Genomic DNA, 16,909 nt, shown 5'->3' with positions numbered 1-16,909 from the left:
TTAATTCTCTACTCTCGTTACCTCTTTGATGTTCTTTATCTTTCGCAAGTTATTGCAGATGGCTTTCACGTCTTCAACGTCATGAACATAAATTTGCACTTTACCTTCAAAGATACCATCGGTGGTTTCCATCTCCAGTTTACGGATGTTCACATTGAGTTGCCGTGAGATGATCTGTGTGATTTCATTCAGCAGCCCCATACTGTCTATACCTTTTATATATATATATACCAAAAAGGAGAGGGCTTTGTGTGTATCCCATGCCGTTGCAATGATGCGGTTGCCATAGCTGCTTTTTAGTTTGGCTGCTACCGGACATTGGCGTTTGTGGATAATGACCCGGTCGTTTTCATCAATGTAACCTAATACGTCATCACCCGGTATAGGATGACAACATTCCGCCATGATGTATTTCTTTTGCAGGGCTTCCTCAGTGAGTTTCAGAATCTGTTTGGGGTTGATAACTTCTTTTTCCTGAGGTTCCTTTTCTTCCTGTTGTTTTTCTTTATTGTTACTGCTACCGAATGAGAAAGTCAGGTATTTCCTCCAGTTGTTGCTTTGCTTTTCTTTCAGTTCATTCTTATCGGCATCTCCCAATATGATGGTTTTATTACCAATGGCAACAAGCAACTCCTCCTCGCTTTTCATGTTATGCAGTTTACGTAACTTTTCGATAGCAACTGTGTCCGGACGAATCTCTTCTTTTTTAAGGAATTCGTTGAGTAATTCTTCACCCTCTTTCTGGTGGTTTTTCCGTTCTTTTTTGAGAATGGCGGCTATCTTTGCACGCGCACGTGCTGTAGTAGCGAATGCTTCCCACTGAGGTTGTACCCGTTGTGATTTGGAGGTCAATATTTCCACCTGATCGCCACTTTGCAATTTATGACTGAGCGGTACTAACTTATGGTTCACTTTGGCACCGATACAGTGGCTACCTATGTCCGTATGGAGGGAAAAGGCAAAATCCAGTGCCGTAGAGTTCTGAGGCATCGTTTTAAGTTCACCTTTCGGGGTGAATACGAATATTTCCGAAGCAAACAGATTTAACTTGATGGTGTCTAGAAAGTCGATGGCATCGGGTTGCGGATCGTCAAGGATTTCCTTAATGGTTTTAAGCCATTTTTCCAGTTCACCTTCATCCTCGCTGCCCCCACCTTCTTTATACTTCCAATGGGCGGCAAATCCTTGTTCGGCCACATCGTTCATACGTTCGCTGCGGATTTGGACTTCGATCCATTGTCCGTTATTCCCCATAAGAGTGACGTGGAGTGCTTGATAGCCATTTGCTTTCGGATGGCTCACCCAGTCACGTAAACGATCGGGATGAGGTTTATATATTTTGGAGATGGAAACGTAAATATCGAAGCAGTCGTTCAGTTCTTCCTCCGGATTCCTCGGTTCGAAGATGATACGGACGGCTAACAGGTCATATATCTCTTCAAAAGGGACATGCTTGGTCTGCATCTTATTCCATATGGAATAGATCGACTTGACACGTGCGAGAATGCGGTATTTTAATCCCATCTTATCCAGTTGCAAGCGGATGGGGGCGGTGAATTCTTTGAAGACCTTATCACGTTCGGCAGCCGTGGCATTGAGTTTAGCTTCGATTTCCTGATATTCTTCGGGATGTTCGTACTTGAAACTGAGATTTTCAAGTTCGGTTTTTATCTTATATAGTCCGAGACGGTTGGCAAGAGGAGCGTAAATGTAAAGTGTTTCTCCCGCGATTTTGTACTGCTTGTTGGGAAGCATTGAACCCAGCGTGCGCATGTTATGGAGACGGTCGGCTATTTTTATCAGGATAACACGGATGTCATCGGACATAGTGAGCAATAGCTTCTTGAAGTTTTCTGCCTGAGCGGAAGCGCGGTCACCGAAGATTCCCCCCGATATTTTGGTCAGACCGTCTACGATCTGTGCAATCTTCGGGCCAAAGATGTTTTCGATATCTTCAACCGTGTAGTCCGTATCTTCTACAACATCGTGTAGAAGTGCCGCACAGATGGAAGTAGAACCGAGGCCGATCTCATTGCATACGATTTTGGCAACGGCAATCGGATGCATGATGTACGGCTCACCCGAACGGCGCTTTATTCCTTTATGTGCCTGATTGGCAAAATTAAAGGCTTTGGTTATGATTTCAACACGTTTACGGTGTTTGGTTGCCAAGTAATCGTCCAGCAGTTCTTGGAACGCTTGTTCGATCATCTCTTCTTCTGCTATTTCTCTTGGGGGTATATTGTCCATAAATGCTATCCTTTCATTGCTTTCTGCAAAAATAAGCATTTTTCAACTCCTCACAAGCAAAGATGCGTTTATTTGTATATTTTCAGTCGTTTTCCCGCTGCAATCCTAGTATTTCGCAGGCCATTCCAACTTTGGATATCCTTCACACGCACACCGTATTTTTCAGCAATGGCACCTAATGTCTCCCCGCTTTTGATTTTATGATAAGTTAAATTGCCCTTTCCGACGGTAGCTTTGCTTCTTGTCCGGCTAGGGGGAACATCGTCTTTGATTGCAATTGTTTTCCGGTTATGAAATAATTCGTCCATCCGATGAACGTAGATGGTATCTTGCTGGTCGATGAAGGTACTGATATAGCTTTGAGGAAGGCGAAGCGTGTAGGGCTTATTGTCTCCGGGAATAATATTCTTTTTATATTGCGGGTTAAGGCTTTTAATCTGTTCCATACTGATTCCGCAAAGATCCGCAATCTGTTCGAAGTGAAGATTTTTGGTTACCTGCACTGTATCCGTGGCGGCAGGAATATCGGTTTCCATTGGACAGATGTTGTGATCGCAATAATATGTCATTACATAATTGGCGGCAATAAATGCCGGAACGTAACCACGTGTCTCTTTGGGCAGATAGTTGTATATCTCCCAGTAATCGGTCTTTCCGTCTGCACGGCGTATTGCTTTGTTGATGGTTCCCGGTCCGCAGTTATAAGCGGCAATGACGAGATTCCAATCGCCATATATGCCATACAGCTCTTTCAAGTAGCGGGCAGCCGCCCAGGTCGCTTTTATCGGGTCTCGGCGTTCGTCTACAAGACTGTTTGACTCCAGACCATACATTTTACCCGTAGCAAGCATGAACTGCCATAGACCGGATGCACCGACACGGGATACGGCCGATGGATTGAGGGCAGATTCGATGATGGGAAGGTATTTCAATTCGAACGGGAGATTGTAAGCATCGAGTGCTTCTTCGAAAATGGGCATGTAGAAGTTGCAGGCGCTCAGCATAAATGATACTTGGCTGCGTAGCCGGCCGGAATACATCTCGATGAACTTGCGCACGATATCGTTGTAAGGCATTTCCATGACAGCAGGAATTCGTGACAAGCGGTCGATGTATACAGAATCACTGAATTGCGGGTTGACTTCAGAGGTACTGCAATCCTTGCCTAAATCGATATAGTTTTTCGCTTTCCAGTCGCTCAGCAGGCTGTCCAGCGGATAGGTCATGCTTTTCGGAAGCTCTATGCTTTCTTGCCGTTCGGTTCCGTTTTCTTTAATGGTTACGTCTACACTTTGTGCTTTTACCTGTGAGGTTGCCAACAGGAAAAAGAAGATAAGGGGATAATAGCTTTTTATTCTCTTCATTCTTAATTGTTTAATTTTGAATAGTGCTTTCCTTAAAATCGAAGGCAGCATTGCACGCCCACAGATCTGGAATTAGGGTGAAAATTGTCATTGATAATAGCCGGTTCGATTCTCATACTCAAGTCGGGCGAGATGTCGAAGTTCGACAATTCGGCATCGACATAAGCATCGACAATCGAAATGAGGTATACACCGATAAAAGCGAATATACTCAAGTCGCGGTATCGTCGGAACATGTCTTTACGTTTGCGTAAAAGTTCTTTCAATTGTGCTTCTGTTTTATTATTGGGAGGCAATATTTCTTTATAACTGTTTGTGGTCGGGTCACTGTCCATGATATCTAGATAAGCCCGGGAGTAGTCCTTGTACATTTTCCCATTCCAGCTAAGAGCGTACGCACAACCGGCAAATCCTCCGTAAATGATGGGGAGCTTCCAGAATTTACGATTGTAAATCTGTCCGCCACCGGGGAATACAACGGCCAGCCACGTCGCTTTTGTAGGATTAGGTGTCCATACTTTTTGCGGAATGGTTGGTGGCACACTGTCCTTGGGCAATTGGGGAGTGATGGAGGTTTCCATCTCTTTCAGGTTTTGCTTGTTCACTTTGTCGAGGCTATCGGCAATGGCAGGCGCGATGGCATGCATCTCCATGCTGTCAAGTCGAATGGCTGTGATACTGTCACGGCTGATTAGTGAATGGGTGTCTTTTAATGAATCCGTTGATTGGGGAGGTAGCTCACGGTGTCGGCGGGCACGAGCTTTGGGAGCTTCACGGACGATTACCGAATCACGGGAAACTGTTTGTGCAGGTTCCTGTGCATATACATCAATCCCTGCCGCCTGTAGCATACAGAGAAGCAGGGTTATGAGGCAGGATTTATATTTCAGATTTTTCCTTGTCATTTATTTCTTTAAAGAGTCGAAGATTTCCATGATACGCTCCAGATCTTCTTCGTTGTTGAAGGGGATACTGATTCTTCCTCTTCCTTTTTCGGAACAGGTGAGTTGTACCTTGGTATTAAAAAATCCCGATAAATGCTGTTTCAACATATTGAACTCTTCGGGCAACTTAGAGCGCTTGGGAGTGATCTTGCGGGCACCGCTTTTTATGGTTTCACCTTCATTGAGCGATTTCACAATCTCTTCCACTTTACGCACAGAGTATCCGTGTTCTACTATCTCTTCGAAAATTTTCACCTGTAACTTAGGATCACCCAGCGTGATCAAGGCACGGGCATGTCCCATATCTATCTGTTTGTTCTGTAAAGCCATCTGTATTGGTGCCGGGAGTTTAAGCAGACGCAGATAATTGGCGATAGTAGTGCGTTTTTTGCCTACGCGTTCGCTGAGACGTTCTTGTGTCAGTGCGTACTGTTCCAATAAGTGCTGGTAGGCAAGGGCTATTTCTACAGCGTTAAGGTCTTCACGCTGTATGTTCTCAATCAGAGCCATTTCCATCACGTTCTCGTCGTCAGCCGTACGGATATAAGCAGGGATTGTTTGCAGTCCTGCTTTTAGTGATGCCCGGTAGCGACGCTCGCCAGCGATGATCTGGTAAGAGTCGTCATCGATTTTACGTAATGTGATCGGTTGGATGATTCCGATTTCCTTGATAGAATCGGCCAACTCCTGTAAAGCTGTTTCGTCAAATTCACGACGAGGCTGGTTGGGATTGACGGAGATTTTCGATAGTTCTATTTCATTAATAGACGAAGAGCCTTCGGTTTTCACCTCATCCATCGAAAGCAGGGCGTCGAGCCCGCGACCTAATGCATTTCTTTTTTGTGTAGCCATATATCTTCGTTTATTTACAGTTTTTGCTAATGATTTCCTGAGCCAGGGATATATGATTTTTAGCTCCGGTCGAGTCGGCATCGTAGAGAATGGTCGGTATGCCGTAGCTGGGAGCTTCGCTCAGTTTTACGTTACGTTGGATAACAGTTTTGAACACCAGTTCCTGGAAGTGGCGTTTTACTTCATCGTAAATCTGATTGGCTTGGCGCAGACGTGAATCGTACATGGTTAGTAAGAATCCCTCGATCTCTAATGCCGGGTTGAGCTTTGATTTGATAATTTTGATGGTGTTCAGCAATTTACTGATCCCTTCAAGTGCGAAATATTCGGCTTGTACCGGAATGATAACCGAATCGGCTGCTGTCAGTGAATTGATTGTGATGAGCCCGAGTGAAGGTGAGCAGTCTATCAGGATAAAGTCATACTCCTCCTTTAATGGGCTTAGTACTTCTTTCAATATCTTTTCGCGGTTTTTAAGGTTGAGCATTTCTATTTCGGCTCCCACCAGATTGATGTGCGAAGAAATGACTTTCAACGAATCGATTTCAGTGTCATGGATAGCGTCTTGTACATTGGCTCTGTCTATAATGCATTCATAAATAGTGCATTCCGATTGCTTGATATCTACTCCCAACCCGGACGAAGCGTTTGCCTGCGGGTCGGCATCAACCACCAGTACTTTCTTTTCAAGCGTGGCAAGCGAGGCTGCGAGATTAATCGTAGTCGTTGTTTTACCTACACCGCCTTTTTGATTGGCCAAAGCAATAATTTTTCCCATATTATCTAATTTTATCGGCAGCGAAATAAGTGATAAATCCTCAGAGCGCCTACGAAAAAAGAGAAACTTTACTGAATTTGTTGAAAAGTCACCGGTTTTGTTAATAACTGAATGACTAACCTGTCACCAATTCTCTTTTCAGCCTGCAAATATACATATTAATATTAAATATGAGAGTGCTTTTTTACTCACTTGCAGAAGATTAAGATTTCTAAACGTGACTGGAGAGTTGTAGGCGGCCTTTCTCTCTATCTATAGTTGTTCGGCAATATTCTTTTTGCTACTTTTGCACGGACTATTAACAGAAAGATTAGAAATATGGAGAATCAGCGTCCGTTGATACTCATCTCGAACGATGATGGTATCATGGCAAAAGGCATTAGCGAGCTTATAAAATTCCTTCGTCCGCTGGGCGAAATAGTTGTGATGGCACCCGATTCGGCACGTTCGGGAAGTGGATGTGCATTGACGGTAACGCAACCGGTGCATTATCAATTGCTTCGTAAGGATGTGGGGCTGACGGTATATAAATGTACAGGGACTCCGACCGATTGTATCAAGCTTGCCTGGCATACGGTGCTTGACCGTAAGCCCGATCTGGTAGTCGGTGGGATCAATCATGGAGATAATTCTGCTACGAATGTTCATTATTCGGGAACAATGGGAGTGGTGACGGAAGGTTGCTTGAATGGCATCCCTTCTATTGGCTTTTCTCTTTGCAGCCACGAACCGGGTGCGGACTTTGAAGCAGCGGGACCTTATGTTCGTCAGATTGCAGCGCAGGTACTTGAGAAAGGGCTTCCTCCGTTAACTTGTCTGAACGTAAATTTCCCTGATACAAAAGAATTGAAGGGTATCAAGGTGTGTGAACAGGCAAAAGGTCATTGGACAAATGAATGGGAAGCATGCCCGAGGAAAGGAAACGCAAACTACTTTTGGCTGATTGGAGAGTTTACGGATTTCGAACCGGACAATGAAAAGAACGATCATTGGGCTTTGGCCAACGGATATGTGGCTATTACGCCAACAACGGTAGATGTTACAGCTTATGGATTTATGGATGAATTGAAGAGCTGGTTTTAATTCATAACTTGCGAATATCATGAAATATTACCTTATTGTAGGCGAAGCATCCGGTGATTTGCACGCTTCTCATTTGATGGCCGCTCTCAAGGAAGAGGATTCCGAGGCTGAGTTCCGTTTTTTCGGTGGCGATCTGATGAGTGCTGTCGGTGGTACGATGGTAAAGCATTATAAAGAATTGGCTTATATGGGTTTCATACCTGTATTGCTCCATTTGCGTACTATCTTTGCTAACATGAGGTATTGCAAAGAGGATATTGTAAATTGGTCACCGGATGTGGTCATATTGGTTGATTATCCCGGATTTAATTTGGATATAGCCAAGTTTATTCATGCGCGTACTCATATTCCTGTATATTATTACATTTCCCCTAAGATATGGGCATGGAAAGAATATCGCATTAAGAATATAAAACGCGATGTCGACGAATTGTTTTCAATTCTTCCTTTCGAGGTGGAGTTTTTTGAGCAAAAGCACCGATATCCTATTCATTATATAGGTAATCCCACAGTAGACGAGGTGGCTGTTTTCCAGGAAACACATTCGGAATCATTTGCTGACTTCATAGCTGATAATCGATTGGAAAATAAACCGATTATTGCGCTACTTGCCGGCAGCCGGAAGCAGGAAATCAAAGATAATTTGCCTGACATGCTCGAGGCGGCTTCCGTATTTCCAGACTATCAGTTGGTGTTGGCCGGTGCGCCTTCCATTTCCTTAGAGTATTATCAGAAGTACATAGGTGGCTATCATGTGAAAATTTTGTTCGGTCAAACCTACCGTTTGCTGCAACAGGCTGATGCGGCATTGGTAACTTCAGGTACAGCTACGTTGGAGGCGGCTCTTTTCAAGGTTCCTCAGGTGGTTTGTTATCATTTGTCTCCGGGAAAACTGATATCTTTTATCCGTCGTCACGTCCTGAAAGTACGTTTTATATCATTGGTCAATTTGATCGCTGACAGGGAGATTGTTAAGGAATTGGTGGCAGACACAATGACTGTTGCCAATGTTCGTACCGAATTGAGAAAATTACTCTTTGATGAGAAAAAACGCCATGAAATGTTGGATGGATATGAATATATGGCCGAAAGGCTTGGCGATCCGGGTGCGCCGCATCGTGCAGCCGTGGAGATGGTGAAATTGCTTAAAAAATAAACTTGCTTTTGATAATAAACGTAAAGCCGGTGCAGTAAATGCCCGGCTTTTTTATTTATTATTCAGAACAACAAAGAAAGATATGATTATGAAAAGGTTTAATTGGTTTTTATTGGCGATACTGTTTGTACTGATACCTGCATTACAGTCGTGTGATGATAATGACGGATATTCCGTTGGTGATATTGGAGTAGGGTGGGCAACTGTTCGGGTTTTGAGTGGAAATGCTTATTATCTTGATTCGGATCGTTACGGGACACTTTGGCTTTCGGGTAATGATGTTTATTGGTATAAGCCGGTAGATGGGGAAAGGGTTTTTGTGAGATTTAATCCTTTGTGGGACAACTACGAAGGTTATAACCTGGCTGTGAAGTTAGAAGGACTGCGTCCTATCCTGACCAAACAAGTGGAAGAGCTGACGTCGGAAAATGAGGCGGAATACGGTAACGATCCGGTAGATATCATACAACAGAATATTTGGGTCAGCAATGGATATTTGAATGTTATTTATGAGCAGAATATCCCTCTCTATAAGAAACATCGTGTTAGTCTGGTACGAAATACGACAGTTGAACCTGTAGAGGATGGTTATGTTCATTTGGAGTATCGGTATAACACATACGATGATGTATCTGATCATTGGGGGCAGGGAGTTGTGTCATTCAATCTGAATTCGTTGGACATGGAAGGGAAAAAAGGGATTAAGTTAAAACTGAATTCTGCAGTGAATGGTGAAGTCGAGATTGTTTTGGATATCAAGGGACGCTCTGAAGTTGAAGATGAAGTAAACTTCGGAGGTGGAAATTATTTGGAATGATGATAGTATCCTGAGGAGATCGGTTCTGTTGACAAATTTCCAAGTCGCATGTTCCTGTTGTAATATCAGTTGTGTATGCTTAAATATCTGATAATCAATATTGAAAATACATGCTTTCGACCTCGGTGATCAACGCCCTCTTCCTCGGTGATGAAGGGGACCTTCATCGGTGATCAGGAGGGTGTTCATCACCGAGGTCGAGGGACCTCAGTCGGGAGTTGGATTTATGTAATAATATTTCCTGCGGGAAAGTAGTTAATATGATTGAGTAAAATGTATGCGGTGAATTTATCCCAAACTTAACTTAAATTATAAACACGGAATTACATACCTGTTTTATAGAATATAGATATGTAATTCCGTGCAATCTGTAAAAAAGAAATAAGATAATTTTATTCCTCTGATTACTATGAATATTCAACCTGGATGATTTAAATCCAAGTCAGTGCATACAAATAAACAACTGCTGCGGGAATAGCCATTAATGCGCTATCGAAGCGATCGAGCATTCCGCCATGACCGGGAAGAATATTTCCTGAATCTTTAATATGTAATTGTCGCTTTAATAATGACTCTGTCAGATCCCCCCAAGTACCGAATATGACTACTACCAGTGCAAGTCCCACCCATTCAAAAGTATTCATAAACGGGAAGAAGTGGGCAAATGCGAAAGAGGAAGCTATAGATACAGCTCCGCCTCCAATGGAACCTTCCCATGATTTCTTAGGAGAAATACGTTCGAATAGTCGGTGTTTGCCAATTAATGAACCGACACAGTAAGCACCTGTATCGCTAAGCCAAATGAATACAAAAACGGATAGCGGAAGAATAGGATTATAACTGACGGTTCCTAATTCCACATCGTTTTGGAAGGCCAATACGCTTAGCAATGCAAATGGTAAAGCAATATACAATTGGCTTAACATGGAAAATGCCCAATTAAGCACAGGGTTCTCTTTTTTAAGATATAATTCGCTGATCATCAAGTATAGAAGAAGTAGTAAATAAGGGATGAAGATCTTTGAATCGGCTGCATCGATGCTGAATCCCATGATAGCTAGGAACAGATAGGCCCCTCCAAGCATTATGATTGTCTTATTTACGCTTACACCTTCTATATTGTTTACCAGTTCTCCAAACTCACGAACAGTCAATGCACTGATCAAAACGAAGAGTGCCCCAAAAGACAATGGGTTATAAAGAATACATCCCACCAGTATTGCCACGAATAGCACTCCGGTAATAGTCCTTTTTAAAAAGTTACTTTTCAACGTGTTTCAATTTTAATTTTGAGATTTGGAAACAACATCCGCTGTGGTGTCAGTGTTGGCTGTCCCTTCTTTTGCTTTCTTCTCTTGTTCCTCTTCTTCATTCACTTTCTTTTCCAGTGCTTTTTCGGCATCAGCAGCTTCTTTACTTTCCTTAGCTGCCATGATCTCTTCCGAACGTGAGGCCCATGGACGTTTACCAAAGATACGTTCAACATCTTCAGCAAAGATAACCTCCTTGTCAATCAGTAATTGAGCCAGTTGGTTATGTCCGTCTTTATGTTCCATTAGAATATTCTTGGCACGTTCATACTGCTCATTAACCATTTTCTTGACCTCTTCATCAATCAGTTCGGCTGTCTTTTCGCTGTATGGGCGGTTAAAGGAATATTCATCATTATTATAGTAACATAGATTCGGTAGTTTTTCGCTCATACCTAAATAAGCAATCATGCCGTAAGCTTGCTTCGTTACACGCTCCAAGTCATTCATGGCTCCGGTAGAGATGCGTCCTAAGAATAAATCTTCCGCGGCACGACCACCCAAAGTAGCACACATCTCATCCAACATTTGCTCTTTGGTTGTGATCTGGCGTTCCTCCGGCAGATACCAGGCGGCACCTAATGCGCGGCCACGCGGAACAATCGTAACTTTGATCAATGGATTTGCATATTCCAGCAACCATGAAATGCTCGCATGACCAGCCTCGTGCAGAGCTATGGAACGTCGTTCGGCTTCAGTGGTAATTTTCGTCTTCTTTTCCAAACCACCGATAATACGATCGACCGCATCCAGAAAATCTTGTTTTCCTACAAATTTTTTGCCATGGCGAGCTGCGATCAAAGCAGCTTCATTACAAACGTTTGCAATATCCGCACCGGAGAATCCCGGAGTTTGACGAGCCAGCAAGTCTACATCGACTGTATCATCTATCTTTATCGGGCGTAAATGTACCCCGAATACTTCTTTACGTTCATTCAAATCAGGTAGATCCACATGAATTTGACGGTCGAAACGTCCTGCACGCAAAAGGGCTTTATCCAAAACATCTACCCGGTTGGTGGCTGCAAGGATAATCACACCGCTGTTCGAACCGAAACCATCCATCTCTGTCAGCAATTGGTTCAGCGTATTTTCACGTTCGTCATTTCCTCCCATAGCCGGGTTTTTTCCACGGGCACGACCGACAGCATCGATCTCATCGATAAAGATAATACACGGCGCTTTTTCTTTTGCTTGGCGGAAAAGATCACGGACACGGGATGCTCCTACACCTACGAACATTTCAACGAAGTCCGAACCTGCCAAAGAGAAAAAGGGTACATTTGCTTCGCCTGCTACTGCTTTGGCAAGCAATGTTTTACCCGTTCCCGGAGGGCCAACCAATAATGCGCCTTTTGGTATTTTTCCTCCTAGATCCGTATATTTCTGTGGTTCTTTTAGGAACTCTACAATTTCTTCAACTTCTTGTTTGGCTTCTGCCAACCCGGCAACGTCTTTGAAGGTTATTTTGATAGCACCGCCTTTCTCGAAAAGTTGCGCTTTCGATTTACCTACATTGAAGACACCACCACCGGCACCACCGGCACCACCGCTCATTCTGCGCATGAAGAATATCCATAAACCTATTAAGAAGATGATAGGCAGTACATTTATTAAGATGGATCCGAAGATGTTATTCTTTTTATCATAACTGATAGATCCATCGAAGTGTCCTTCTTGCCTTTCCGTATCAATGAAATTCCCAAGACTTTCACGTGTAGGGGCTTCCGTGATGATCATCGGATTTTTACCCACGCGATTAGAATCTTGCTTAAAGACTTCTCCGATAAATTGAGGCTTAATAAAAACTTCGACAGAATTGTCATCGTATCCCACTACTTTACTGACATAACCGTTACGAACGTATTGCTGGAATTCATCGTAAGGAATCTGCCTGCTCATAGTGCTTCCCTGATTCGACCACCAGAGACCTAAAAGCATTAGAGCTATGATCATATACATCCAGTTCAGGTTGAACTTGGGCATATTAACTTTATTGGGTTTTTTGTTGTTATTATCCATATCGAAATGTTAGTCAATGTCGGGGATTGTTGTTAATTTGGCATCCGCCCAAAGATGTTCCAGATTGTAGAAATGTCTCGTTTCGGGTAGAAATACATGTACTAATACGTCAGAATAGTCCATAGCGACCCATTCTGCATTTCTCAGGCCGTCTATAGCAAAAGGTTTGCTATTGGTACCATTGCGTGTGGATTCTTTAATCGAATCGACAATAGCACTCACCTGACTGGGAGAATTGCCTTGACAAATTACAAAGTATTTGCATATTGTATCGCCAATATCTGTTAAATCAGCTATGACTATGTTTTTACCTTTTTTTTCTTGAATTCCTTCTGTTATTTTTTCAATTAATATCTTTGTCTCGTTCATTTATCAGTTGAAATTAAATAATCAATCTTTCTTTTATGCTATAACAAGAAAGTATTCTTCTTTGTTTCCTGTCATGTTTACGTGATATTTTTTACAAATATACGCTGAATTCTTGTATCAAAGAAAGTTATCTCGTAAAACTCTTTATTTTTTGTGTTTTTTAGGGATGCTTCTCCACGATCCAAGGGAAATGTGACGTTTTTTTGCTAAAATAATCTCAGAAATATTTGTAATTCCCAAATTCTTTGTATCTTTGCACCCGCAAACGAGAAATAAATGAATAGCTCGTTGAAACGGAACTTTGGGCTATGGTGTAATGGTAACACTACAGATTCTGGTCCTGTCATTCCAAGTTCGAATCTTGGTAGCCCAACAATAGTAAAGTTATTATAGTAAAGCCTGCTGAAATTATTGTTTTAGCGGGCTTTCTTGTATTAATTCATACTCTCATATGGATTGCGCATAATGGCAAATACGTATGTTGCACCGGCCTTGAATAACTCTTTTGGGAAGGTCGATATAATCCGATTTGTTTTGAGGGTGGATAGAGGGAATTCGCCCCCTTGTTTTTTAATGATTTAAGGATAATTGTTTCTTTATTAAAAAAGCCCCTGTGTTCACAGAGGCTTTTTATGTCCTAAATTTATTCTTGTTCTTTAATTGATTCGTCGATGACTTTGATCTTTTGTAAGACAAGTTCCAAGTCAGCTTTCAGCTTGTCGACTTTCCGGTTAAGCTCCGTAAGCAGGCTGTTTCCTTTCTTGGACGCAGAGGTTAAGAAACCAAGATTGTTTTCGTAGGTCTGAAGCTCATTCTTCATGTTCTCATATATGCGAACCAACTTTTCGCGTTCTCTATACAAGCTTTGAGATCCATTGCTTTGGATGCTACTGATATTTGATTTGAAATTACTTAATTTTTTGTTGGAAGCACTGATGTTGAAACGCTCGAACAATTGGTCAACCAAAGAGTGATATTGCTTGTAAAGTTTATCTTTTTCTTTGAATGGCACATGCCCTATTGAATTCCATTCTTTCATCAGTTCGCGAACCAATGTCCCCGCCTCGTCTGTATCCATGGATTCGTTGATAGCACCCAGTTGGTTGATAATATTTTTCTTTTTCTCCATGTTTTCCATTTCTATGGAACGCTGGGAAGAAGTTGCTTTGTTTTTTTGTTCAAAGAAATAATCACATGCAGAGATAAAACGTTTCCATACCATATCAGAATATTTCTTTGATACGGGGCCTATTGTTTTCCACTCCTTTTGTAATTTGGTAAGAGCATCGGCTGTTGTTTTCCAATCTGTACTGTCTTTTAAAGCTTCTGCTTTTTCGCACAATGCTTTCTTCTTTTCAAGATTTTCATTCATCCCCTCCTTCATGGTTTTGAAGAATTCTCCTTTTTTCTTGAAGAAATCATCACAAGCATGGCGGAAGCGTTCGAATATCTTCACGTTCATTTTTTGCGGAGCAAAACCGATAGTTTTCCATTTGTTTTGCAAGGCAATTACTTCCTGGGTTTTATTTTCCCATGCAGTAAATGTTTTCAATTCGTCATATTCGATGGTTTCTACAATTTCACAAATAACAGTTTTCTGATCTAGATTGTGCTGTTCTGCTTCTTTTAATGCCTCGAAATGTTGTTGATGACGACGATTGACTATCGTGGAAGCGGCTTTGAAACGATTCCATATTTCATCACGAAGTTCTTTTGAGACAGGTCCTGTATCGCGGAATTCTTGATGCAACTTTTGAAGTTGGTGGAATGCGGATACTACATCTTCCTCATCTGCCAGTTTCTCGGCAGCTTCGCAAAGGCGAATCTTTATTTCTAGGTTTTTTTTAAAGTCATATTCACGAAACTCGTTATTAAGCTTGAGGATGTCGTAGAATTTTTCTACATACAACTGATAATTCTTCCAAAGTTCGTTGACTTTGGCTTGTGGAACAAGTTTTGTTTCATTCCACTGCTGTTGCAGTTTTTTGAATTCCGTGTATGATTTATTGGCATCATCCGGAGATTCGACCAATTCTTTCAATTCTTCGATGATGGAGAGTTTAATTTGAAGGTTTTCTTCCTTTTGTCTCTCCAATTCGGCTGCCTGGGCGCTTCTTTTCTCCTTGATAACTGCCATGACACTTTTGAACTCTTCTTCTATTGCATCATTTTGTGGTACAAAGTTTTCAGCAGAGCCGCCATTGTCAAGAAATTCCTTCTTGGCCGCTTCCTGTTCGGCATTATGTATTTTATAAAAGGCCTGTTTTAAACTGTCCAGTTCTTGTTTGTTCGCATTTTCTGCGTCTTGAGCAAGATCTTTGATCCTTAACAGCACTTCCTCTTTCGTCATAGGACGTGGTGCTGATTCAGGCTGTTGATCAACATTCGTTTCTTCAGCCGGAGTTTCTGTTACTGCTTCGGAAACCTCAACTGTTTTCTTTTCTTCTTCTAACTCCCCTTGATTCAAAGGTTGGTTAGTGTCATGAGAGTCCATCATTGTATATTCGTTTTAGGAAATAGGATTTAAACCCCTTTATTACATTAAATCACAAATTAATGAAATAAAACGATTACTTCATACTTTTTTCCTTGTTTTTTTTCATTTAAATTTCATTTAAGACAATAGTACGGTAATTCCCATATAAAGCATCATGCCGATAATGTCATTTGTAATGGCTATAAAAGGTCCTGTTGCTATGGCAGGATCTATTTTTAGCTTTTCAAGTGTCATCGGGACCAATGTTCCGAAAATAGAAGCGAACATGACTACAGCAAATAAACTGATGGATACAGAATAGGTTACTGTTGCCTTTGCACCGAATCGAATGAAGTTATATGTATATACTAATAAGGAGATGATGGTCGCGTTAATTAACGCGACTACCGCCTCTTTTGTGATTTGCTTGAATGTGTTTTTAGTATCAAGCGAGCTGTTCGCCAGTCCTTGAACGATGATTGCCGAAGACTGGGTGCCGACGTTTCCTCCCGTTCCACCTATTAACGGAATATAAAGTGCCATTTCGGGATGGGCTGCGAATGTGGCGTCAAAGTTACCTAATATCATTGAATTGCCGATGCCTCCCAACATACCGATAAGTAACCAGGGTAGCCGGGCAGTGGTCTGTCGGAGTACATTGTCATCTGTTTCGACATCTTGTGAAAGACCGGATGCCAACTGGTAATCACGTTCCGATTGTTCACGGACTTCATCCATAACATCGTCTACTGTAATTTGACCGACCAGTCGTCCGATGCTGTCTAATACGGGAATTGCAACAAGGTCGTATTTCTCGATAATTTGTGCAACCTCATCAATTGGGGTATCGACATGTACGGATATGGGATCTTTTTGCATTACATGTTTCACTTTGGATACGGACGGGGAGGTAATCATTTTTTTTAAAGGGAAGATACCTTGTAAACGTTGGTCATCGTCTATTACATAAACATAATAGATGTCGTCCAATTCTTCGGCTTGCTGTCGCATCTCTTTCAGACACTCCGGCATACTCCAATTTTCGTTGACAATTACCATTTCCGTCCCCATCAGTCCGCCTGCCGTATCTTCATCATACTTCAGAAGGTCGACGATGTCACCTGCCTGTTCGATGTCTTCGATGTGTGAAAGAACTTCTTCCTGTTTCTCTTCATCGAGTTCACGCATCAAATCTACGGCATCGTCCGTATCCATATAATCAACGAAGCGTTTGGCAATCGTTTCAGAAGGTAGGATTTCTAGGAATTCTTTACGGACATCTTCGTCCATCTCGACCAGTACATCTGCTGCCGTTTCATTATCAAGCAGACGGTAAACGAATCGGGCTTCTTCGGGGTTGAGTTCGTTGCAAAGCTCAGCTATGTCGGCCGGATGAAGGTCGATAAGAAGGTCTTTTACCTTATCGGCATCTTTTTGCTCGATAAATGACTTGACATTGTCTATATACTCTTCGTTTATCTCCATAAT

13 protein-coding genes and 1 tRNA gene are annotated in these 16,909 nt (G+C 42.1%); 4 read left to right on the top strand and 10 right to left on the bottom strand.

Annotated elements, in window-relative coordinates:
• The 5 genes from H8744_RS02070 to H8744_RS02050 form a co-directional block, all read right to left on the bottom strand.
• The gene (locus H8744_RS02070) at positions 1-2,250 is read right to left on the bottom strand and encodes a RelA/SpoT family protein (protein WP_262433258.1); all 2,250 of its coding nucleotides are present in this window, start codon (positions 2,248-2,250) and stop codon (positions 1-3) included.
• A 68-nt stretch (positions 2,251-2,318) separates the two neighbouring features.
• Positions 2,319-3,614, bottom strand: coding sequence for a lytic transglycosylase domain-containing protein (locus H8744_RS02065; protein ID WP_262433257.1), 1,296 nt, complete (start codon positions 3,612-3,614; stop codon positions 2,319-2,321).
• A gap of 32 nt (positions 3,615-3,646) precedes the next feature.
• On the bottom strand, positions 3,647-4,519 hold the full coding sequence (locus H8744_RS02060) for a DUF5683 domain-containing protein (RefSeq protein ID WP_262433256.1): 873 nt from the start codon (positions 4,517-4,519) through the stop codon (positions 3,647-3,649).
• Positions 4,520-5,410 (bottom strand): ParB/RepB/Spo0J family partition protein, encoded by an 891-nt coding sequence (locus tag H8744_RS02055; RefSeq protein ID WP_262433255.1) that lies wholly within the window; start codon positions 5,408-5,410, stop codon positions 4,520-4,522.
• A gap of 10 nt (positions 5,411-5,420) precedes the next feature.
• The gene (locus H8744_RS02050; RefSeq protein WP_262433254.1) at positions 5,421-6,188 is read right to left on the bottom strand and encodes a ParA family protein; all 768 of its coding nucleotides are present in this window, start codon (positions 6,186-6,188) and stop codon (positions 5,421-5,423) included.
• A 318-nt stretch (positions 6,189-6,506) separates the two neighbouring features.
• Between H8744_RS02050 and surE the strand changes: the two genes are divergently transcribed.
• The 3 genes from surE (at position 6,507) to H8744_RS02035 (ending at position 9,244) form a co-directional block, all read left to right on the top strand.
• Positions 6,507-7,271 (top strand): 5'/3'-nucleotidase SurE, encoded by a 765-nt coding sequence (gene surE / locus H8744_RS02045; RefSeq protein ID WP_262433253.1) that lies wholly within the window; start codon positions 6,507-6,509, stop codon positions 7,269-7,271.
• 19 nt (positions 7,272-7,290) lie between these two features.
• Positions 7,291-8,427 (top strand): lipid-A-disaccharide synthase, encoded by a 1,137-nt coding sequence (lpxB, locus tag H8744_RS02040; protein WP_262433252.1) that lies wholly within the window; start codon positions 7,291-7,293, stop codon positions 8,425-8,427.
• Positions 8,428-8,515: 88 nt separating this feature from the next.
• Positions 8,516-9,244: a NigD1/NigD2 family lipoprotein gene (locus tag H8744_RS02035; protein WP_262433251.1), complete on the top strand. Its 729-nt coding sequence runs from the start codon at positions 8,516-8,518 to the stop codon at positions 9,242-9,244.
• A gap of 431 nt (positions 9,245-9,675) precedes the next feature.
• Here H8744_RS02035 and H8744_RS02030 read toward each other — a convergent pair whose 3' ends face one another.
• The 3 genes from H8744_RS02030 to rsfS are packed head-to-tail and all read right to left on the bottom strand — an operon-like array spanning position 9,676 to position 12,945.
• Positions 9,676-10,515, bottom strand: a complete 840-nt coding sequence (locus H8744_RS02030) for a phosphatidate cytidylyltransferase (RefSeq protein WP_262433250.1) — start codon at positions 10,513-10,515, stop codon at positions 9,676-9,678.
• A 12-nt stretch (positions 10,516-10,527) separates the two neighbouring features.
• Positions 10,528-12,576, bottom strand: a complete 2,049-nt coding sequence (gene ftsH, locus H8744_RS02025) for an ATP-dependent zinc metalloprotease FtsH (protein ID WP_262433249.1) — start codon at positions 12,574-12,576, stop codon at positions 10,528-10,530.
• A gap of 9 nt (positions 12,577-12,585) precedes the next feature.
• A complete protein-coding gene (gene rsfS / locus H8744_RS02020; protein WP_262433248.1) occupies positions 12,586-12,945 on the bottom strand; it encodes a ribosome silencing factor in 360 nt (119 codons plus the stop codon).
• A 302-nt stretch (positions 12,946-13,247) separates the two neighbouring features.
• Here rsfS and H8744_RS02015 point away from each other — a divergent pair.
• A tRNA-Gln gene (locus H8744_RS02015) sits at positions 13,248-13,318 on the top strand.
• Positions 13,319-13,588: 270 nt separating this feature from the next.
• Here H8744_RS02015 and H8744_RS02010 read toward each other — a convergent pair.
• Positions 13,589-15,442 carry a DUF349 domain-containing protein gene (locus tag H8744_RS02010; RefSeq protein WP_262433247.1) on the bottom strand — a complete coding sequence of 618 codons (1,854 nt, stop codon included), beginning with the start codon at positions 15,440-15,442 and terminating at the stop codon, positions 13,589-13,591.
• Between the two features lie 117 nt (positions 15,443-15,559).
• Positions 15,560-16,906: a magnesium transporter gene (gene mgtE / locus H8744_RS02005; RefSeq protein WP_262433246.1), complete on the bottom strand. Its 1,347-nt coding sequence runs from the start codon at positions 16,904-16,906 to the stop codon at positions 15,560-15,562.
• Between the last annotated feature and the right edge of the window lie 3 nt (positions 16,907-16,909).

It is taken from the genome of Jilunia laotingensis (assembly GCF_014385165.1).
Lineage (GTDB): Bacteria > Bacteroidota > Bacteroidia > Bacteroidales > Bacteroidaceae > Bacteroides > Bacteroides laotingensis.
This window is presented reverse-complemented; position numbering and strand designations above follow the sequence as displayed.